The sequence below is a fragment of the Flagellimonas lutimaris genome (assembly GCF_051494225.1).
In the GTDB taxonomy this organism is placed as follows: domain Bacteria; phylum Bacteroidota; class Bacteroidia; order Flavobacteriales; family Flavobacteriaceae; genus Flagellimonas; species Flagellimonas lutimaris_A.
Map to the genome: position 1 here is coordinate 229,896 of NZ_JBNPYE010000004.1, position 20,956 is coordinate 250,851.

General features: G+C 41.0%; 19 protein-coding genes. 14 read left to right on the top strand and 5 right to left on the bottom strand.

Going from position 1 to position 20,956, the window contains the following annotated elements; genetic code table 11:
* Positions 1 to 5: 5 nt before the first annotated feature.
* The 8 genes from ACQQ5U_RS10960 to tsaB all read left to right on the top strand — a co-directional run bounded on the left by ACQQ5U_RS10960 (position 6) and on the right by tsaB (position 8,934).
* Positions 6 to 1,262 (top strand): ABC transporter permease, encoded by a 1,257-nt coding sequence (locus ACQQ5U_RS10960; RefSeq protein WP_437397483.1) that lies wholly within the window; start codon positions 6 to 8, stop codon positions 1,260 to 1,262.
* Positions 1,263 to 1,295: 33 nt separating this feature from the next.
* Positions 1,296 to 2,396 (top strand): efflux RND transporter periplasmic adaptor subunit, encoded by a 1,101-nt coding sequence (locus tag ACQQ5U_RS10965; protein ID WP_437397484.1) that lies wholly within the window; start codon positions 1,296 to 1,298, stop codon positions 2,394 to 2,396.
* A gap of 108 nt (positions 2,397 to 2,504) precedes the next feature.
* A complete protein-coding gene (locus ACQQ5U_RS10970) occupies positions 2,505 to 3,206 on the top strand; it encodes an ABC transporter ATP-binding protein (protein ID WP_100817242.1) in 702 nt (233 codons plus the stop codon).
* Positions 3,199 to 4,428: an ABC transporter permease gene (locus ACQQ5U_RS10975; RefSeq protein ID WP_437397485.1), complete on the top strand. Its 1,230-nt coding sequence runs from the start codon at positions 3,199 to 3,201 to the stop codon at positions 4,426 to 4,428. Before ACQQ5U_RS10970 ends, ACQQ5U_RS10975 begins: the two co-directional genes overlap by 8 nt.
* 2 nt (positions 4,429 to 4,430) lie before the next feature.
* Positions 4,431 to 5,687 carry an ABC transporter permease gene (locus ACQQ5U_RS10980; protein WP_437397486.1) on the top strand — a complete coding sequence of 419 codons (1,257 nt, stop codon included), beginning with the start codon at positions 4,431 to 4,433 and terminating at the stop codon, positions 5,685 to 5,687.
* Between the two features lie 39 nt (positions 5,688 to 5,726).
* Positions 5,727 to 6,845 carry an efflux RND transporter periplasmic adaptor subunit gene (locus tag ACQQ5U_RS10985; RefSeq protein ID WP_437397487.1) on the top strand — a complete coding sequence of 373 codons (1,119 nt, stop codon included), beginning with the start codon at positions 5,727 to 5,729 and terminating at the stop codon, positions 6,843 to 6,845.
* Positions 6,846 to 6,887: 42 nt separating this feature from the next.
* Complete coding sequence (locus tag ACQQ5U_RS10990) at positions 6,888 to 8,237, top strand: TolC family protein (RefSeq protein ID WP_437397488.1); 1,350 nt, start codon at positions 6,888 to 6,890, stop codon at positions 8,235 to 8,237.
* A gap of 16 nt (positions 8,238 to 8,253) precedes the next feature.
* Positions 8,254 to 8,934, top strand: coding sequence for a tRNA (adenosine(37)-N6)-threonylcarbamoyltransferase complex dimerization subunit type 1 TsaB (gene tsaB, locus ACQQ5U_RS10995; RefSeq protein WP_437397489.1), 681 nt, complete (start codon positions 8,254 to 8,256; stop codon positions 8,932 to 8,934).
* Here the strand turns inward: tsaB and ACQQ5U_RS11000 are convergent.
* The 4 genes from ACQQ5U_RS11000 to ACQQ5U_RS11015 all read right to left on the bottom strand — a co-directional run bounded on the left by ACQQ5U_RS11000 (position 8,931) and on the right by ACQQ5U_RS11015 (position 13,171).
* Positions 8,931 to 9,758 carry a mechanosensitive ion channel family protein gene (locus tag ACQQ5U_RS11000; RefSeq protein ID WP_437397490.1) on the bottom strand — a complete coding sequence of 276 codons (828 nt, stop codon included), beginning with the start codon at positions 9,756 to 9,758 and terminating at the stop codon, positions 8,931 to 8,933. The two genes, tsaB and ACQQ5U_RS11000, sit on opposite strands and share 4 nt — an antisense overlap.
* Positions 9,759 to 9,831: 73 nt before the next feature.
* Entirely contained in the window at positions 9,832 to 11,937 is a 2,106-nt protein-coding gene (locus tag ACQQ5U_RS11005; RefSeq protein ID WP_437397491.1) for a thioredoxin domain-containing protein, read from the bottom strand.
* A gap of 66 nt (positions 11,938 to 12,003) precedes the next feature.
* Positions 12,004 to 12,204, bottom strand: a complete 201-nt coding sequence (locus ACQQ5U_RS11010) for a dodecin family protein (protein ID WP_127136558.1) — start codon at positions 12,202 to 12,204, stop codon at positions 12,004 to 12,006.
* 70 nt (positions 12,205 to 12,274) lie between these two features.
* Entirely contained in the window at positions 12,275 to 13,171 is an 897-nt protein-coding gene (locus ACQQ5U_RS11015) for a NifU family protein (protein ID WP_437397493.1), read from the bottom strand.
* Between the two features lie 124 nt (positions 13,172 to 13,295).
* Here ACQQ5U_RS11015 and ACQQ5U_RS11020 point away from each other — a divergent pair, with 124 nt between their 5' ends.
* On the top strand, positions 13,296 to 14,291 hold the full coding sequence (locus ACQQ5U_RS11020; protein WP_437397495.1) for a PorP/SprF family type IX secretion system membrane protein: 996 nt from the start codon (positions 13,296 to 13,298) through the stop codon (positions 14,289 to 14,291).
* 95 nt (positions 14,292 to 14,386) lie between these two features.
* Here ACQQ5U_RS11020 and ACQQ5U_RS11025 read toward each other — a convergent pair whose 3' ends face one another.
* Positions 14,387 to 15,556 carry a VWA domain-containing protein gene (locus ACQQ5U_RS11025; protein ID WP_437397497.1) on the bottom strand — a complete coding sequence of 390 codons (1,170 nt, stop codon included), beginning with the start codon at positions 15,554 to 15,556 and terminating at the stop codon, positions 14,387 to 14,389.
* 198 nt (positions 15,557 to 15,754) lie between these two features.
* Here ACQQ5U_RS11025 and ACQQ5U_RS11030 point away from each other — a divergent pair, with 198 nt between their 5' ends.
* The 5 genes from ACQQ5U_RS11030 to ACQQ5U_RS11050 form a co-directional block, all read left to right on the top strand.
* Positions 15,755 to 17,971: a tetratricopeptide repeat-containing sensor histidine kinase gene (locus ACQQ5U_RS11030; RefSeq protein WP_437397499.1), complete on the top strand. Its 2,217-nt coding sequence runs from the start codon at positions 15,755 to 15,757 to the stop codon at positions 17,969 to 17,971.
* Complete coding sequence (locus ACQQ5U_RS11035; RefSeq protein ID WP_437397514.1) at positions 17,971 to 18,702, top strand: LytR/AlgR family response regulator transcription factor; 732 nt, start codon at positions 17,971 to 17,973, stop codon at positions 18,700 to 18,702. Before ACQQ5U_RS11030 ends, ACQQ5U_RS11035 begins: the two co-directional genes overlap by 1 nt.
* Before the next feature lie 56 nt (positions 18,703 to 18,758).
* A complete protein-coding gene (locus tag ACQQ5U_RS11040) occupies positions 18,759 to 19,274 on the top strand; it encodes a gamma carbonic anhydrase family protein (RefSeq protein ID WP_437397501.1) in 516 nt (171 codons plus the stop codon).
* 118 nt (positions 19,275 to 19,392) lie between these two features.
* A complete protein-coding gene (fabD, locus tag ACQQ5U_RS11045; RefSeq protein ID WP_437397503.1) occupies positions 19,393 to 20,277 on the top strand; it encodes an ACP S-malonyltransferase in 885 nt (294 codons plus the stop codon).
* Between the two features lie 106 nt (positions 20,278 to 20,383).
* Positions 20,384 to 20,956: hypothetical protein (locus ACQQ5U_RS11050; RefSeq protein ID WP_437397505.1), on the top strand; the 573-nt coding region annotated here is incomplete at its 3' end.

A 20,956-nucleotide genomic window follows, 5' to 3' on the forward strand; every position in this document is an offset into this window, starting at 1 on the left:
CTGATATGTTCAATAAAGATAGATGGCGGGAAATTATAGAGGTGCTTACGACCAATGTATGGCGTACCATCTTTACGGCTTTTGGGGTTTGCTGGGGTATTTTTATCCTTATTGTACTTCTTGCTGCCGGAAAAGGATTGGAGAACGGTATTAAGCAGGATTTTGGGAACATTGCCACCAATACTATGTTTATGTGGACCAGGGCTACGACCAAGGGTTACGAAGGTTTGCCCAAAGGCAGAAGCTTCGAGTTCAAGATAAATGATGTTCAAGCCCTAAGGGATAATGTGCCCAATCTTCGGTTTATTTCGCCAAGAAATCAACTTGGTGGTTTTGGGGGCAACAATAATGTGGTTCGAGGCATTAGAACCGGAGCCTATAATGTGTATGGTGATTATCCAGAGATTATTAACCAGGACCCTATGGCGGTGACTTCGGGAAGATTTTTGAACTACAACGATATTAACGAAAAAAGAAAAGTGGCCATAATTGGCCAAGGGGTGAAAAATGACCTGTACGATAAGGATGAAGATGCACTCGGGACCTATATCAAAATACAAGGCGTAAACTTTATGGTTATTGGAACCTATAAAAAGAATACCAGCGGGGGTGGTGAAGAGGGTCAAAAAGAAATATTTGTGCCCTTTACTTCATTTTCCCAAGCATTTAATCGCGGGGAAGATGTGGGGTGGATGGCCATTACGGCAAACGACGGTAGTTCCATTTCCCAACTCAAGGATAAAATTGTCGATGTAATGAAGAAACGTCACAAAGTACATCCCGAAGACACAAGAGCCGTTGGTTATTTTGACCTCTACGAAGAATACAATCGAGTAGAAAGTCTCTTTGGGGCATTAAAGGCAGTAGCCTATATCGTAGGTATTATGGTATTGCTTTCGGGCATTATCGGAGTGAGCAATATTATGCTCATTGTGGTGAAGGAACGCACCAAGGAAATTGGAATACGCAGAGCTTTGGGCGAACAACCCTGGTCCATAAAAAAACAGATTTTGATGGAGTCCATTTTTTTAACCTTGATTTCGGGTATGGTGGGGGTCATATTGGGGTCATTGGTCATATTTGGAATCAACTCCCTGTTGGACAGTGTTGGGCCGGTGGACATGTTTATGAGTCCAAGTGTAAGTGTAGGTGTGGTAACGGGAGCCTTGACCATTTTAATGGTATCCGGCCTTTTAGCTGGCTTCATACCGGCACAAAGCGCTATACGGGTACGACCAATTGAAGCATTGCGAACAGAATAATAAGTAAAGAATCAATCAATAACATCAATTAAAATGAAAAAATCGGTAACCATTGTTATCTTGTTGCTCATCCTAATAGTTTTCGGTGGCTCCATGTATTACCTGTACCAGAAAAACTCTGAGGACCCGGTAGTATATCAGACAGAAACACCTTCCACACAGACCATTGTTAAAAAGGCCGTGGCGACGGGTAGCATTCTTCCTTTGGAGGAAGTATTGATAAAACCCAACATCTCAGGAGTAATTGAGGAAATCTTTGTTGAAGGAGGAGACTATGTAAAATCGGGCGACCTTTTGGCTAAAATCAAGGTAGTACCCAATTTATCTGCTCTCAATGATGCAAAAAATGCTATTGACGAGGCCAAAATCAATCTTAACGATCAAAAGCGTAATTACGAACGCCAATCCACACTATATGGAAAAGGGGTGGTTCCCAAAACTGATTTGGAACGGGCCCAAGTAGCCTACGATCAAGCAAAACAGGCCTATGCCGCAGCCAATAAACGCCACGACATTGTAAAAACAGGAACCACAAGTGGATTGAGCAGTTCGGCCAATACCATGATCAGGGCCACGGTGAGCGGAATGGTTTTGGAAGTGCCAGTGGAAGTTGGAAACCAGGTGATTGAAAGTAATACCTTTAACGAAGGAACCACCATAGCTGCCATTGCCGATGTGGACAAAATGATTTTTGAGGGAAAGGTAGATGAATCCGAAGTTGGGAAAATAAAAGAGGACCTTCCTTTGGAAATTACGGTTGGAGCCATAGAAAATCGTGTTTTTGATGCAGTGTTGGATTATATCGCTCCGAAAGGAAAAGAAGAAAACGGCGCCATTCAATTTGAAATAAAGGGAACTTTAAAAAAGAACGATACGGTATTTATAAGAGCGGGACTAAGTGCAAATGCCTCCATTATTTTGGCTCGTGCCGATAGTGTTCTGGCCATAAAAGAAGCCTTGGTGCAATTTGATGACGACACTAAAAAACCTTTTGTGGAGGTTCAAACAGCTGATCAGCAATTCGAAAGAAAAGAGGTTGAGCTTGGTGTTAGTGACGGTATCTTTGTAGAGATAAAGTCAGGAATATCATCCAATGACAAGGTGAAGGTATGGAACGCTTTGGCAGAAGAATAGTCCATAAAAATCACCTTAAAGAAAAAAAGTAAAAAAATCTTGTAACATTTTAACAACATATATGTCTTACTAGCAGAGGTAAAAGTAAGATAGCTAACATCACCAATCATGATAGAAATCAAAGATCTTCATAAATCCTATAAAATGGGGAGTAATGTCCTTCATGTTTTAAAAGGGATAAATTTTAAAGTAGAAGAAGGCGAGCTTGTAGCCATTATGGGGTCTTCAGGATCAGGAAAATCTACCTTGTTGAACATTTTAGGAATGTTGGATGGCGCAGATTCCGGTGAGTATACCTTGGATGGTGTGCCAATCAAAAACCTGAGTGAAACCAAAGCGGCCCAATATAGAAACAAGTTCTTGGGATTCATTTTCCAATCATTCAATTTGATAAATTATAAAAGTGCTTTAGAGAATGTGGCGCTTCCATTGTATTATCAAAAAGTACCAAGAAAGGAGCGTCAGGAAAAAGCAATGAAATATTTGGAGAGAGTAGGCCTGAAACCATGGGCCGACCACTTACCAAGTGAGCTTTCTGGCGGACAAAAACAAAGGGTGGCTATTGCACGGGCCATGGCTGCTGAGCCCAAAGTTCTTTTGGCCGATGAGCCTACAGGTGCACTGGACAGTACCACTTCTTACGAGGTAATGGACCTTATCCAGAAAATTAACGATGACGGGAATACCATTTTGGTGGTTACCCACGAGGAGGATATAGCACATATGTGCAAACGTATAGTACACTTAAAAGATGGTATTATCGTAGAAGATAAAAAAATCGAACAAGTAAGAGCAGAACAATATGTTTGATAGGGACGTTTGGCAGGAAATATTCAATACATTGAAGACCAATAAGCTCAGAACATTTCTGACGGGTTTCTCTGTTGGATGGGCCATATTTATATTAGTGATGCTCCTCGCATCCGTAAATGGCATGGAAAATGGCTTTTACAACCAATTCAACGATGACGCCACCAACTCTATTTTTATACGTCCGGGAACTACTTCCAAAGCCTATGGCGGTTTTGAGGAAGGAAGGCGAATCCAATTGAAAAACGATGATATTGAATACATTAAACAAAGCTTTCCCGAGGATGTTGAGTATATCAGTGCTAGATATTATACCAACACAACTGCAAGGTACAAGGATGAGACCGGATCATATTCCGTGCAGGCAATCCATCCCGACCATCAGGCAATAGAAAAAACAATGGTGGTTGCTGGTAGGTATATTAATGAGGCAGATATTGTTAACAAAGCCAAAGTTGCGGTTATTGGCAGAAAAGTGGCAGAAGACCTTTTTAAAGATGAAGATTCTTTGGGCAAATTTGTTGAATTCAATGGGCTGCCCTTTCGGGTCATCGGAATCTTTACAGACGATGGTGATGATAATGCCGAAAGAAGAATATATGCTCCTATAAGCACTTATCAGCGCATTTATGGGAATACCAATAATATCAACATGATTGCCCTTACCTATAATCCAACCTATGACATTTCTACATCATTGGAATTTTCAAGTAGATTGGAGGATTTAATGAAGAGACGACATAAAATTGATCCAGAGGATCAATCCGGCCTTTATATATTTAATTACGCTGAGGCATTTGACAACATCAGCAGTTTTACAGCTGTTTTAAAAGGAGTCAGTATAGGTGTCGGTTTTTTAATAATCATTGCCGGTATCGTGGGCATAGGTAATATCATGGTGTTTACCATCAAGGAGAGAACAAAAGAAATTGGAGTGCGAAAAGCCCTCGGTGCAAGGCCTAGTCAAATTATCAACTTGGTATTGTTGGAGTCAGTTTTTATTACGTCAATTTCAGGTTTTATGGGATTGTTGTTTGCTTGGATGATATTGGCTGCCATAGGCCCTACGATACAGACACCGGCCTTTAGTAATCCATCGGTCAGTGCTTCTGTGGTGATTACTGCTACCATTGTTTTGATAATTGCAGGAGTATTGGCGGGCTTGTTGCCGGCTATGAAGGCCGCTAACGTTAAACCCATTGTTGCACTAAGTGATAAATAATTATGTGGTTATTTGATAAAGATTTGTGGATAGAGATTTTTCATACACTTGGCAAGAATATGCTGAGGACCTTCTTGACCATGCTTGGAGTTATCTTCGCTATGATCATCTTGGTGTTGTTGTTGGGCTCGGCCAATGGCATGAGCAATGGATTTAATAAACTTTTTGCTGGAACAGCTTCGAACAGCCTGTTTGTTTGGGGACAGTCAACCTCCGAACCTTACAAAGGTTTTGAGCGGGGAAGAAGAATCCGATTCAAACTTGAAGATGCGAACATCCTGAAAACACAGATTCCGGAAATTGAGGTATTGGCCCCTCGAATCGAATTGGGTAACCATCGAGGTGTTGTAACCGTTTACAGAAATGGACAAACCAGTGGTTCGGCAGTATATGGTGACTTTCCGGAAATAGATAATATCACCAAAAAGAAATTAGTGGAAGGTAGGTTTTTGAACCAGACGGATATTGAAGGTTCAAAAAAAGTATGTGTGATTGGGGAGGAAACCTATAAACTCCTATTTGATAAAGGTGAAAAAGCCATAGGTGAAGACATTCGTATAAACGGTATTTATTTCTCGGTAGTTGGAATTTATAAACCAAACAATAACATCAATATTGATGGGGAAAATGCAGTTTTTATTCCCTTTACGACCTTTCAAAAAGCATTTAATACCGGGGATAGAATGGGTTGGATGGCCATAGCTGTGGAAGAAAGCACTCCAGTGAAAGTCGTTGAAAAACAAATAAAAGACATTTTAAAGGCCAAATACGATATCCATCCAGATGATGAACGTGCTATTGGTAGCTTCGATTTGTCCGAAATATTCAACAATATCTCTGCGTTTACCATGGTTCTAAAAGGATTTTCATTTTTTGTTGGAATCTTTTCATTATTGGCCGGTGTAATTGCCATCAGTAATATTCTTTTGATTACTGTAAAAGAGCGCACACAGGAGATAGGAGTAAGAAGGGCCTTGGGGGCAACACCCAAAATAGTAAAACGTCAGATTGTTGTGGAGGCCATTGTATTGACGGCGTTTGCTGGCCTAGTTGGTTTTGCCATTGCGGTAGGGATATTGTCCATTGTAAATGCCATGTGGGGCAGTGGGGATGATTTTCCATTTGTAAAACCAATGATCAGTGTACCTCAATTTGTCGTATCATTTGTTTTAATGGTGGGACTGAGTGTTCTCATTGGTCTATTGCCGGCCAATCGAGCTGTAAGAATAAAACCCATAGACGCATTAAGAGAAGAATAATAATCAACACAATTAAATAACGAAATCAAATAAGCAATAATGAACAAGTATGTAAAATACGGATTGATAGGGGTAGTGGTCATAGGTATTTTGGCCGCGGTAGTCTACTTTTTAAAGCAGAACAGTACTCCTGCAGAGCTGTATAAGACCGAAACAGCCGAACGGAAGGATATAGTAAATAAGGTAATTGTTACCGGTAAAGTTATTCCTGAGGATGAAATTAACATCAAACCTCAAATATCCGGGATTATTGATAAAATCCTTTTGGAAGAAGGAGTACGGGTACAATCCGGAGATCTTATCGCGGTAATTAAGGTAGTTCCCAATGAGCAATCCTTGAACCAAGCAGCAGGTAGGGTTCGTAATGCTGAATTGGCCCTGAGCAATGCCAAGTTGGAATACGACAGGAACAAAACATTGTTCGATAAAGGTGTGATTTCAAACCAAGATTTCAACAACCTGAAATTGACCTACGAACAAGCTTTGCAAGAGTTAAAAAATGCGCAGGCCGATTATCAGATTATCAGAAAAGGTTCTGCTGGTGGTTCAGCAAGTGCAAACACCAATATTAGGGCCACGGTTTCCGGAACTATCTTGGAGATTCCTGTAAAAGAGGGAGACCAAGTAATCCAAAGTAACAACTTTAATGAAGGTACCACAATTGCAACCATCGCTGACATGTCCAAAATGATATTTGAAGGAGAAGTTGACGAAGCTGAGGTTGGAAAACTACATGTTGGAATGCCTTTGGAAATTAGTTTAGGAGCTTTGGAGGAACAAAAATTTGATGCTAACCTTAAGTTTATTGCACCAAAAGGTGTAGAGGAAGAAGGGGCTGTTCAGTTTAAAATCGAAGGTGATTTAGCTGTGAAGGATACCGATAGTACTTCATATGTAAGAGCGGGTTACAGTGCCAATGCCTCCATTGTTTTAGAGGAGAAGAAAGATGTACTTTCCTTAAAAGAGGCCTTGCTTCAATTTGACAAAGAAACGGAAAAACCTTACGTAGAGATAGAAGTGGGGGAGAACGAGTTTGAGCGTAGAGATCTTGAGTTGGGTGTAAGTGACGGTATAGATGTTGAAATAGTTTCAGGGATTGGTGAAGATGATAAAATCAAAGTTTGGAACAAGCTTGAGAAAAAATCTGACGAAGATTAAGCCATGTTGACCATCATTTTAACAACCAAAATCAAAAAACGAATGAAAAATAGCATAACGATAGTATTACTGTTGTTCGCCGTTACCTTTTCCAGTGCACAAATGCGTAAATGGACACTTTTGGAATGTGTGGAATATGCAGTAGAGAACAACTTGACCGTAGAACAATTTGAACTAGATCTGGAGAATGCCAAAATTGATAAATCCGATGCCGTGGGAAATTTTCTTCCTAACCTAAATGGTTCAACATCGGTGTCGAGCAATACCGGTTTCTCCATTAATCCAACAAATAACTTACCCACCAATAGTACCGCTTTTAATGTGAATATGGGGGTCAGCTCCAACATTACGTTGTTTGATGGGCTCCGCAATATTCACCAATTGAACAGGGCCAAGATGACCGCTATAGCCAACCAATACCGTTTGGATAATTTAAAGGACGATATTCGGTTGAATGTGGCCAATGCGTATTTGCAGGTGGTTTCCAATAAAGAACAACTTAAAACCTTTAGAGCACAATACGCAGTTACGGAACAAGACCTAAAAAGAACAAAGGAGTTGGTGGAATCTGGAGTTGTTCCACAGGGTGATTTGTTGGAGATTGAGGCAACCGCAGCCAATCAGGAACAGCAAATAATCAACGGTGAAAGCTTAGTGCTGATCGCAAGGGTAAATCTGGCACAATTGCTTCAGATTACCGATTACGAGAACTTTGATATCGCAGAAGAGGATTTCGATATTCCACCTTCCGATATTCTTAAAAACTCACCAAAGGTAATTTTTGATAAGGCATTGGGCTTTAGGAAAGATATCAAATTCTCTGAATCCAATGTAGATTTGGCCGAAGAAGATCTCAAGATTGCTAAAGGCGCTTACCTGCCTACTTTATCGGGATTTTTTCAATACGGAACACGATATTCCGATGTTACCTCTATACCTGATGGAAATGGTGGGGTCTATACGCCCAATTTTACGGACCAGTTATGGATTTTTGATGGTATTAGTTACGGTGCACAGTTGAACATTCCCATTTTTAATGGGTGGAGTACGCGCAACAACGTAATGCGATCTAAAATCAGTTTAGAGAAGGCACGGCTGCAGTTGGAGCAAGATAAACTTGATCTAGAGAATACCATTCAGCAGGCTTATGTAGATGTAGGTACTTTTGAAAAGGCTTATACTGCAGCGGAAAAAACTTTGGAAGCTAGGCGTTTGTCTTATGAATATGCCAAAGAACGTTATGATGTTGGATTAATGAACGCATTTGACTTTAGTCAGGCACAAGCTAGGGTCGAAAATGCACAGGCAGAAGTAATCCGTACCAAGTACAACTACATTTTCCGATTAAAAATATTGGAGTTCTACTTTGGTATACCCATTGCTTTAAACTAGTATCTTTGTGGCCGCTATGGCCATAATACTACATTTAGAAACTGCAACAACCAATTGCTCTGTGAGCATCTCAAGGGATTATGAAATCATTGTCCTAAAAGAAAATAACGCAGCGAGTTATTCGCACTCGGAACAACTACACGTATTTATAAAAGAAGCCTTGAAAGAGGCTTCTTTGTCATTTTCGGACCTCGATGCCGTCGCCATAAGCAAAGGGCCGGGCTCTTATACCGGACTCCGTATCGGAGTGTCAGCGGCAAAGGGAGTTTGTTTTTCCTTGGACATACCGTTGATTTCCATACCCACCTTGCAGAGCATAGCACATCAAGTGGATTTAAAACCTGGGGAATTGGTAATACCAGTGCTCGATGCCCGACGTATGGAAGTGTATTCCTGTGTTTACGATTTCAATTATCAAGAAGTACGGGAAACCCGTGCAGAGATTATCAATGAGGAATCCTTTGTTGAATATCTTGGCGAGGACAAGGTGTATGTAGTGGGTAGTGGTGCAGAAAAATGTAGGGGTGTCTTGCAACACCCCAATTTTATTTTTGATGAATCTATGGTTCCTTCAGCTAAGGATATGGTTACTATGGCTTCAAAAAAGTATGAATCCAGACAATTTGAGGATGTGGCCTATTTTGAACCTTATTACCTCAAAGATTTTGTTCTTCAGCAAAAAAAGAAGAAAAATTAATCCATTTCAGCTTTATGCATTACCCGTTGTGGGAATGGAATCTCAATTCCTGCAGCATCAAAACGTAGTTTTGTTTGTTCAATCACATAAAAATGTGCTGGCCAAAAAACATCGGTATTTGCCCAAAAGCGCAATGTCAGATTTACAGAACTATCACCCAATTCACCTACGTATACTTCGGGGGCAGGTTCGGTATTAATGCTGGGATTTTCGGCACAAATCTTTAAAAGAATTTCTTTAGCCTCTTTAATATTGGACCCATAGCCGATGCCTACATCAAATTTATCCCTTCGGGTATTCTCCATATTATAATTGATTACGTTCCCATTGGAAAGCTGTCCATTTGGGATAATGGCAATTTGGTTACCGAACGTACTCAGCTTGGTATTGAAAATAGAAATCTCCTTTACGGTTCCGTCCACTCCTTGGGCGGAAATAAAATCACCCACCTTAAAAGGTTTAAAGATTAAAATGAGCACACCTCCGGCAAAATTGGCCAACGATCCCTGTAGGGCCAAGCCAATGGCAAGACCAGCAGCACCGACCAGGGCAACCAATGATGAGGTTTTGACGCCCAATTGTGTGACCACTAAGACAAACACCAAAGCTTTAAGTATAACACTTATAAAACTCTGTAAAAATGATTCCAAGGTTTCATCATAATCCTTCTTGGCAAAAAATCGGCGGACCATTTTATTGATCAATCGGATAACCCAAACACCGACAAAAAAAGTAATGATTGCCGTAATAAGGTTTGGCAATACACTAAAGGACCATTCTACTGCTTGGTCTATGTAATCTTGATAATTTTCTAATTCTTCCATAATAGTTTTATTGTTTAAATAACAACGTAGTTAATATTCAAATGAAATAAAAGAAAAGGTTTTTAAACAAATTTTAATTCGCTAGCTGTTTCAGAACTTCTTCAGGGTTTGATACGGGTAGTTTGCAGGCCCCTTCAATGCATACATAGATAAGTGTTTTTCCGGGTACGTCCCTGTTTTCCAGTAGTTCTATGTTTGCATCTTTTTGGGTACCCACCAAAATGCTATTGGGGATGTATACTTTACTGATTTCTTGTCCTATGGATTTGTAATCTTCGCCAACAATTGCTATTTCATAAAAGTTTTGGTTAAGGTATAGCGCCAAATGCAACCAGTTGGAAAAGCTTTGAGCCCTACCTTCAAAATCCTTTTGAACGTTTTTGAGCATTTGTTTGGCGGTTTCCCCATAGGTTTCGTCTGGATACAGTTTATGGAATTTATATAGATTATTGGCCATCAAAGAGTTGGAGGATGAAATCACATTATCATCGACTTCTATGGTTCTTCTGATCAATGATTGGTCTTCATCCGAAGTATAAAAGAACATACCTGATTCCACATCCCAAAAGTGTTTTTTGGTATAATCCAGTAGGTTTTTGGCCAAATTGAGCCATTTTTCATCAAAAGTAATCTCATATAATGAAAAGTAGGAATCAATTACGGTGGCATAATCATCTAGAAAGGCATTGATGGTACTATTTCCTTCTTTATGGTTTCTGTAGAGCGAACCATTCTTCTTCATCATTTCCCGTTCAAGAAACTCTGCATTTTTAATGGCCAAAGTCAAGTATCCTTTCTCGCCCAAATAGCGATGCGCATCTACAAGTCCTTTCAGCATTAAACCGTTCCAAGAAGTCAAGATTTTATCATCCAATCGTGGTTTGGCACGTTTGTTCCTTGCTTTTTTGAGCAGGGCAAGGTTCTCGTTTATTTTAGCTTTTAATTCAGGAACTGCAATCTTGAATTTTTCCGCTATTTCTTCATTGGATTTGTCTCTGATGAGCACATAGTTTTCTTCCTCCCAATGTCCATAAGAGTTGATATTAAAATAATCCTGAAAAACCTCAAAATCATCACCCAATAAATGGGTGAGTTCCTCTTTTGTCCAAACGTAATAGGCGCCCTCCTCTAGATTACCGTTATCATCAAGGCTATCTGCATCCAGGGAGGAATAAAATCCACCGCTCTCGTCCAAAAGTTCTTCTTGAACAAAGTTTATGGTTTCGGTGACCACATTTTTGTACAATTCGTTTTTAGTCACCGCATAAGCCTTGGCATATAAGCTTGCCAATTGGCCATTGTCATACAACATTTTTTCAAAATGGGGTACATGCCATTTGGTATCTACAGCATATCGGGAAAATCCACCACCTAAATGGTCATAAATACCACCGTAGGCCATTCGGGTAAGGGTAGTGTCCACAAACTCCATGATCTCGGCATTGTCGGTCGATGTAGCATAGTGTAATAAAAAGTCCCAATTGTTTGGCATCATAAATTTTGGTGCCTGTTTATAACCTCCCAAAAAGGTGTCGAAATATTGCGTCCAAGTATTTACTGCGGTATCCAATTGCGTTAGGGAATAAAGCTCACTATCCGTATCGTTTTCCACCAAGTTGATGGCTTGGAGTCCATTGGCCAGGTCATTGGCATATTGGGTAATCTTTTGTTTGTCCTTTTTATAAAGGTCAGCCAGTTGTTCCAAGGATTTTACCCAGTTGTCCTTGGGAACATAAGTGGCGCCCCAAAAAGGCCTTCCATTGGGCAAGGCAACTATGTTCAAGGGCCATCCTCCCTGACCGGAGATCATTTGAATGGCATCCATATAAATCTGGTCCACATCGGGACGTTCCTCTCGGTCAATTTTTATATTGATAAAATTCTCGTTCATCAATTGGGCTACTTGCTTATCTTCAAAACATTCTTCTTCCATCACGTGGCACCAATGGCAGGCAGCATACCCAATACTTATAAGTAAAAGCTTGTCCTCTTTTTGAGCCCGTTCCAACACATCGGGGTGCCATGCCTCCCAATTAACGGGGTTATGGGCATGTTGCAGTAAATATGGACTTGTTTCGTTAATTAGTGCGTTGGTATGTTCGTGGATCACTTCGTCTTTTTTTTGTTTGCAGCCCAGTATTACGGTTCCAATAAGAATGAAGAAAAGCGCTTTTTTCATAAGTTCGGCATTTTGGACATAAAAAAAAGCGCCCACTGAGGGACGCATTTCCTTTTATTTAAATTTTTACTGTACTTCAAAGGTAATCTTTACGTTTACCCTGTAGTCATCAATTTTTCCATCTTTAACCGTAGCACTTTGCTCGTTGATATAGATGGAACGAATGTTTTTAACGGATTTTGAGGCTTGCTCCAATGCTTTGTTTGTTGCATCTTCCCAGCTTTTACTAGAATTCGCCAATACTTCAATAACTTTTAAAACTGCCATGGTCAATGTTTTTTTGATTCCCTATAAAGTAACAAATTTTGATGGGAATATGGTAGTAAAACGAAGTTAATTATCCGTTTAACGCAACAACTTCCTTGATTTTATCGCCCATCATGTTTTTTAGCATGGTCTCGATACCATTTTTAAGGGTAAAGGTGGACGATGGGCAGCCACTGCAAGCTCCTTGAAGGATAACGCTCACCGTGCCACTTTGCTCTTCATAAGACTGGAAACGAATGTTTCCACCATCGCTGGCAACGGCAGGCTTTACATATTCTTCCAAAATGTCTATGATTTGTTGGGAAGTATCATCGTAATTGGTTTGGGTGGCCTTCTGCTCCACAGTTTCCTTGCTTTTTTGGATGGATTCAGCCGTAACCACTTCCTTTCCATCGGCTAAGTAATCCCTAATAAACTCACGTAGCTGCATGTTGATTTCTTCCCAATCAGCAACCTCGTATTTGGTGACGGAAACATAGTTTTCGTCCATAAAAACTTCCTTCACAAAGGGGAGGTGGAACAATTCGATGGCTAAAGGAGAATCCTTGGCTTCGTCAATGTTCTTAAACTCGTAGGTATTGGGAACAATTCGTTTATTGGAAACAAATTTCATCACCGCAGGATTAGGGGTAACCTCTGCATAAACGGTAATAGGTTGCTTCTTTTTAACCTCACCTTCATTTACTACCGGTTCACCGACATTTAAGTATTCCACCAATTGCTGGGCTACCTCGTCTTTTACGTCATCCCACTCCACAATATCAAAACGTTCCAAGGCCACAAAATTACTGGCAATGTAAACGGTTTTTACAAAAGGTAGGTAGAAAAGTTGTTGAGCCAATGGCGATTCTTTGGCCTCATCTATGTTCTTATATTCGTAGTTGCCCTTGACCAAAAAATGGTTGGCTTCAAACTTTATTATCTTGGGGTTGTTCGTTGCAACAACCGTAATATTGTATTCTTTCATCTTGAATATTTAATGCAAAAATACCAATAGTTAAGATGTGTAGCAAAATATTATAATAATGTGTGAAGCATACCGTTATGTTATTGTTTTATTGAATTCAATAACCATTAGCCCCAGTCGTCAAATGAGACGTATCTTAACCTCAATTATTATAACCCTGTTTTTTGGGTCCATGGTCCGGGCACAGGAAGGTATTCCCGTGTATTTTGATTACTTGGCGGACAATTATTATTTGGTATACCCATCCATGGCAGGTATTGCTGAGGGAACCAAAATTCGTCTTACGGCGAGGAAACAATGGTTTAATGTGGACGAGGCACCAAGCTTGCAAACCTTGAACATTAATTCCAGGATTGGCGAGCGTAGTGGAATAGGGGGCATACTTTTTAACGATTCCAACGGCTACCATTCACAAACAGGTTTTAAAGCAACCTATGCGCACCATTTACAAATGGGAGGCGATTTTAGAACCCTCAACCAACTATCTTTTGGGTTGAGTGCAGGCGTTATTTTAAGCAGTTTGGATGAAAGCGAATTTAGATCTGTAATTCCGGATCCCGTGGTGACTGGAGTAAAAAACACTACAAGTTATTTTAATGTAGACCTTGGAGTTTCTTATAACTTATTTGAATTCTACGCCCATGCCGCCATTTTAAATGTTTTGGGTAGTGGCCGCGATTTATATACCGCTGCAGAGTTTGATAACTTAAGGCGTTATTTATTCTCCGTAGGATATGTTTTTGGCAGGGAAACAAGAATAGAGCCATCCATTTTGTTCCAAATGACGGATTTTACCAAAGAGAAGACCGTGGACCTGAATGCCAAAGTATATCGTGATGTGAGTTTCGGTACCGTTTGGGCCGGATTGTCTTACCGTCGTAGTTTTGATGGAGCGCAGTTCCAATCCAATGGCCAGTTTGGAGAGCAACGTTTACAATTGTTCACTCCGATTATTGGGGTGAATGTAAACAGGTTCATGTTCTCTTATAACTATTCCTACCAATCAGGGGATATTCGTTTTGATAATGGCGGTTTTCATCAAATTACCTTGGGCTACGAATTTGGACAGAGCGATCAAGGTAAGCGCTACGATTGTTATTGCCCGGCGGCCAATAATTAATTTTTGGAAGCATGTTGAATGTTCAGATGTCAGTTCGAGCGCAGTCGAGAACTTTTAAGACATCTCGACTTCGCTCGATGTGACACACTTTCATACTAATCCCAAGTAAAATTTTTCTTTGAAGCCTGGGCCTTTATGGCCGATAGCATGGCATTTTCAAGCTCTCCTGTTTCTTCTTTTTGATGCTCGGCAATGTAAACCTCGCGTTTAGCATTGAGTTCTTGTATCTTCTTTTGGATTTCTTGGCGTTCCGCTTTCTTTTTGTTTATGTAGGCCTTGATTTCGTTTTCGGATTTCCCTTGAAGTTCCTCAGGTAGTTCTTTATCCTTCAATTCTGAAATAATGGATTCGTCGTCCTCTGCAGCATCCACTAAATCCCATTGAGAGTTTTTATACAATCTGGAACTTTTGCTAACAGCACGTTTTACGGCCACAACCTCTTCCAATTCGGCGGCATTGGCATCTTGCCTGGATTGAAGCTCCTTTTTTTGCCTCCCAATAGAACCATAAGAGATATAAGTGTTGTTCAATTTGGAGTTCAATTGGATAATGATATCGTCATAAGGCGTGTTTATGTGAACCACTTGCCTGTTGTGGTCAATGGCCATATACTCCCCACCTGTTAGCATAGCACCTTTTTTCCACATGGTGGAGATGCCTTGGTCGTAATTGCCACAAAAAATAGTGTTTACGATCACATCTTTTTCTTGTGCATTGGTGGCAGCATCTTTATAATCCAATTTTCCTTGGGTAAAAGGTTCATTGCCTGCAATAAAAATCATTTTAAGGTCATCGGCGTTTTTGCCCCAATCCAATTGTTTTAATGAAGTATGGATTACTTGTCCGCAATATTCTTCACCGCCATTGGTAGACAAAGAGAAAAGTTTCTCGGAAATTTCATCCAAGTCATTACTGAAACCTAAAACCTGTCTAATGTACCCTTCCTGTGATGAAAGGTTGTCGTTCCCGTACTCATAAAGTGCAATTTGAAGGGTGGGTCTAATATTGGTGCCACATTTTGCATGGGTAAATTCGTTTACAATATCCCATAATTGAGCTTTGGCCTGATTGATGAGACCATCCATGCTGTTACTGGTATCCAATAACAGTGCAATTTTAACATATTGCTCTGCTGGTTTCTTGACAATATAGATGGTTGTTAATGTTGTTCTCTCTTTGGTATGGGCCTTTAGGTTACAACCATAGCTCGTTCCTGTCATAAATAGTAGGAGTGCTGTGCCCAATATGTAATTCATATGTTTCATGATGCAATAATTTTTAATGTTGAGGTAAATGTATCTGCAACTTTTATCAATAAAAACCTAGAATGAGCAACACGGCGTTTTAAATGAGTAACCTTGCCCGATTACTTCGTGAGGAGGTAAAACCGTACTGTTTTTCAGCATAATTAGACAATGCCCTATTTTTTAAAATGCTTGGGAAGCAGTATGTTTACCTAAGTTATGATTCACAAGGCCTACATTTTAGTATTGGTATTGATGACCTCCCTGAGCACATGGGCGCAAGTTGGAAATGCGCAAGGGCAGATGGAAATCAAGGGTTCCGTTAAGGGAAAGGAAAACTATATCCCCATTTCTGGAGTTCAGGTTTCTACTGATAAGGGACAATATACCAGAACCAACGGCCTGGGGGAATTTACCATTAAGGCATCCATAGGTGATATGTTAATTATTGAGGGGCCGGAACTGGAAACCGTTCGTTACCGAATCAAGTCAGGGGAGGATGTGGATGTATTGGTTGAGGGCTATGACGGTTCAAGGTCGGAACAAAAGCAAAAGCGTGTAGCTTCCAGTTCAAGAAGTGCCCGTATGGATCACCAGCGCTTTTTGGATTCGGCCAACTTTTATAAAAAAACGGATTTCGAGAAAAGCATTGATTTTATCGCCCGTTCCATGGAACCTCTCGGAAGTACGGGAAACAAACGAGAACTGTCATCCTCGCTGCGAACCCTTGGTGAAATTTATTTGTATCATGAACAGTATGATTTGGCTATCACCAATTTCAAGGATGCTTTGGCCGCTCAAGAATCCAACAGAACCAAATTGTTGTTGGGTAAAGCGTATGTACGGAATGGCAATTATGAAAGTGCGATTTCCATTTTGAAACCATTGGTTGAAGTAAAAAACATGGTGCCTTATCAACGAGTGGAACTTTACGAAACACTGGGCGATGCCAATAAAGAATTGTCCAACCTTAAAGAAGCGCAAGACTATTATCAAGAGGGGCTTCTTATTGCAGAAAAAAATCAGATATCTCCAAAGGAAATAGATTTAAGTTCCAAAATAGCTGATGCCTTTGCTAGTGAGGACCGAGTAATTGAGGCGGAAGGTTTTTATCAAAATTCTTTGAACCTTTCCAAAAAAGTGGCACCGGAAAGATTGATTCAGGAAAGCGAAAAGGTAGCGGATTTTTACAATCAAAAAAATCGATACAATGACGAGATCCAACTGCGTAAAAAAAACTTGGATGAGCTGGAACAACTCTCAAAATCTAGTGTTGCTTCCGTGGGACAGGGAATCTCTGCAAGGGATACCGTAACCTCACAGCGTATCAATTATAAAATAGCCAATGCCTATATCGCCCAGGATAAATTGGACGAGGCCATACCATATCTCGAAAAAAGTATTGTTGAGGCAGATAAGGATGATGATTTGGTGGTTCAAAAGGATGCGACACGAAAATTATCTGAAGTGTATCGTTATAAGGGCGATTACACCAAAGCCTTGGAGTCCTATCAGGATTATGTGGCCGTGGTGGATAGTTTGTATGTGCGAAAAGAACAAGAAATATCAAGAGCGGCACGTTTTAATCGTGAGATAGCAAATACTCAAAACCGTATCTCCAGTTTGGAGCAAGAACGGGAACTCAGTCAGAGTAAATACAGCTTGGCTGTAACCGAACAACAATTGTACGAAGAGACCAGCAAGCGTCAAAAATGGATTATTTATTCACTGATATTCGGGATAACCCTTATGGCACTGACAGCTTTTTTGTATTATCGAAGTAACAAGCAGCAAAAACTGGCCAACAATCTTTTGGCATTGAAGTCGCTGCGTACTCAAATGAACCCTCATTTTATTTTTAATGCCCTCAATTCCGTGAACAATTTCATCGCCAAGAGCGACGAGCGGAGTGCCAACCGTTTTTTGAGCGAGTTCTCTGTGTTGATGCGCAGTGTACTCGAAAATTCCGAAGAGGATTTTATTCCGTTGGTCAAAGAATTGGAGCTGTTGGAGCTCTACGTTAAATTGGAGCATTCACGATTTTCGGATAAGTTTGATTATGAAATCGAGGTGGATAAAAAAATAGATGTCGATGCATTCCAAATCCCACCGATGCTGCTTCAGCCTTATATCGAAAATGCGATTTGGCACGGACTCCGTTACAAGGAAGAAAAAGGATTTTTAAAGATCAAGGTTCGGCAAGTGACGAACGATATGCTTGAAATCTGTATTGAGGACAATGGTATCGGAAGGAAAAAATCAGCTGAGTTAAAAACTACAAATCAGCGTAAACAAAAATCCAAGGGAATGGGCAATATTCAAAAGCGAATCCAAATCTTGAACGATATGTATAAGAATAGAGTGGAAGTATCCATTGCTGACCTAAATGAGGACAAAACAGGAACCAAAGTATCCCTAAAACTTAAAAAACAATGATGGAACTTAAAGCGGTCATTGTGGAAGATGAAGCCAATAGTCGGGAAATCCTTCGGAACTATCTGGCGAAATATTGTGAAAACATCACTTTGCTTGGTGAAGGAGCAACCATTGAAGAGGGTTTGAAAGAAATTAAAAAGCATCAACCGGATTTGGTGTTTTTGGATGTGGAAATGCCTTTTGGCAATGCTTTTGACCTGTTGGATAAAATACCGGACCGAACCTTCGAAACCATTTTTGTGACGGCTTATAATCAATATGCGATGGATGCCTTGAACCATCATGCTGCCTACTATTTAATGAAACCCATCAATATTGATGAATTGATCAGAGCAGTGGATTATGTTAGGGCCATTAAAGAAAAAGAAAATGCCCTGGAAGGCCAAGTGCTCCAAGCCAAACATGTAGGTGCAGAAGGAAAAATAACCCTGCCCCAACAAGATGGTTTCCAAGTGCTGGATGTATCGGATATCTATTTCTGCAAGGCAGATGACAATTACACCGAAATCTATCTGGAAAAGAAAAAAATAGTGGTGAGCAAAACCCTAAAATATTTTGAGGAAGCCTTACAGCCCTATTCTTTTGCCCGTATCCATAAATCCTATTTGGTCAATGTTACCGAAGTGATAAAATATAAAAAAGGGAAGGGAGGAAGTGTAGTACTTTCCAACGGTAAGGAACTTTCCGTTTCTGCTTCCAAAAAAGCAGATCTATTGTCGTATTTTCAATAAATTGTCACATCGACCAAGGTCGAGTGTGCTTTTACAAAATCTCAAAACACATCAGAATGATTATCAAACCCGTGAGGGGAAAATCCCCAGAAATAGGAAAAGATTGTTTTATCGCCGAAAACGCCACCATCGTAGGCGAGGTGAGCATGGGCGACCAATGTAGTGTATGGTTTAACGCCGTGGTACGTGGCGATGTCCATTTTATTAAAATGGGCAATAAGGTCAATGTGCAGGACGGTGCGGTAATTCATGGTACCTATCAGAAATCTCCGACTACCATTGGCAATAATGTTTCCATTGGTCACAATGCCATAGTGCATGGTTGCACCTTAAAAGACAATGTGTTGGTGGGCATGGGAAGCATAATTATGGATGGTTGTGTGGTGGAAAGCAACTCGATTATCGCTGCTGGAGCCGTGGTTACTGCGGGCACCCATGTGGAGGCCGGGAGTATTTATGCCGGTATGCCCGCCAAGAAAATAAAGGACATCAGCCCCGAACTATCATCTGGAGAAATAGATCGGATTGCCAATAATTATGTGAAATATTCCAGTTGGTTCAAAGAAGAGTAATGGATTTGAGGTTCTGAGGAATCCAATCAATCAACCAAGTATTCCAACCATCCAACCATTCAAAAAGCCATCGAAGAATATTCCCTATTTTTGTCCCACTCAAAAAAACTCGACAATTATGAACGCATATATTTTTCCAGGACAAGGAGCTCAATTTGTAGGTATGGGCTTGGACCTTTACGAAAACCACTCCGAAGCACAGGAACTTTTTGAAAGAGCCAACGAAATTCTTGGGTTTTCCATAACCGATATCATGTTCGAAGGAACTGCCGAAGATCTAAAGCAGACCAAGGTGACCCAGCCGGCTATCTTTTTGCACTCCGTAATTTTGAGCAAGGTGTTGGGAGATACGTTTAAACCAGATATGGTTGCTGGTCATTCTTTGGGTGAATTCTCTGCATTGGTTGCCAATGGCACCCTAAATTTTGAAGACGGTTTAAAATTGGTTTCGCAACGAGCACTTGCTATGCAAAAGGCCTGCGAAATCCAACCGAGCACTATGGCTGCCGTTTTAGGTTTGGAAGATGAAGTAGTTGAAAAAATCTGTGCTGAGGTTGAAGGTATTGTGGTTCCAGCGAACTATAACTGCCCAGGGCAATTGGTAATTTCAGGTGACGTTGACGCTGTGAACGTAGCCTGTGAAAAAATGAAGGAAGCCGGAGCCAGAAGAGCATTGTTGTTGCCCGTTGGAGGAGCTTTCCATTCTCCATTAATGGAGCCTGCTCGTGAAGAATTGGCCGCTGCCATAGAATCCACGGAATTTAAGGCACCGAGCTGTCCTATTTACCAAAATGTGACCACCACGGCGGTGTCCGATGCCGAGGAAATAAAAAAGAATTTAATATTGCAATTGACCGCCCCCGTAAAGTGGACGCAAAGCGTACAACAAATGGTAAAAGATGGGGCGACATCTTTTGTGGAAGTGGGGCCAGGCAAGGTGTTGCAAGGTTTGGTGAAAAAAATTCATCGCGAGGCCGAAACCAGTTCTGCCACAGTTTCTTAAAAAAGAAAAACAGTTTATCCGAATAAATAGAGATTTAAACTAATAGGCAAGGAACTTCCTTGCCTTTTTTGTAATATTGGTAGTTCCCAGATCACCTACTTAAGCATTGCGTTTAACCCAACTGAAACTGATTATATTGGTGATGTCGACCTTGTGTAAAAAAACCTCAAATCTACCGCAGACCACTTCGGGTCGTGCATACATTTTCTTTGTTCTTTTTTTTCTTTTAGGCATTGGTTTAGGGTTTGGGCAGGCCCCTTCGGGCTACAGTGTGACGATCGACCAGGACCCAATCGGCACGGGGAACGAGACAGCGGTGGGCTTCACCTTTGCGGGTGCGGAGGTTGGAGCGGACTACGACTATACCTTCAGCAGTGATGGCGGGGGCACTAACGTCACCGGCAACGGTACCATAGCAACTGCGACGGACCAGATAACGGGCATCGACCTTAGCGGCCTTGGCGACGGCACGATCACCCTTAGCGTGACCCTGACCAACGGGAACGGTACAGGTGGTGCGGTCACGGATACTGCAACAAAGAATACAGCTGTCCCTTCGGGCTACAGTGTGACGATCGACCAGGACCCAATCGGCACGGGGAACGAGACAGCGGTGGGCTTCACCTTTGCGGGTGCGGAGGTTGGAGCGGACTACGACTATACCTTCAGCAGTGATGGC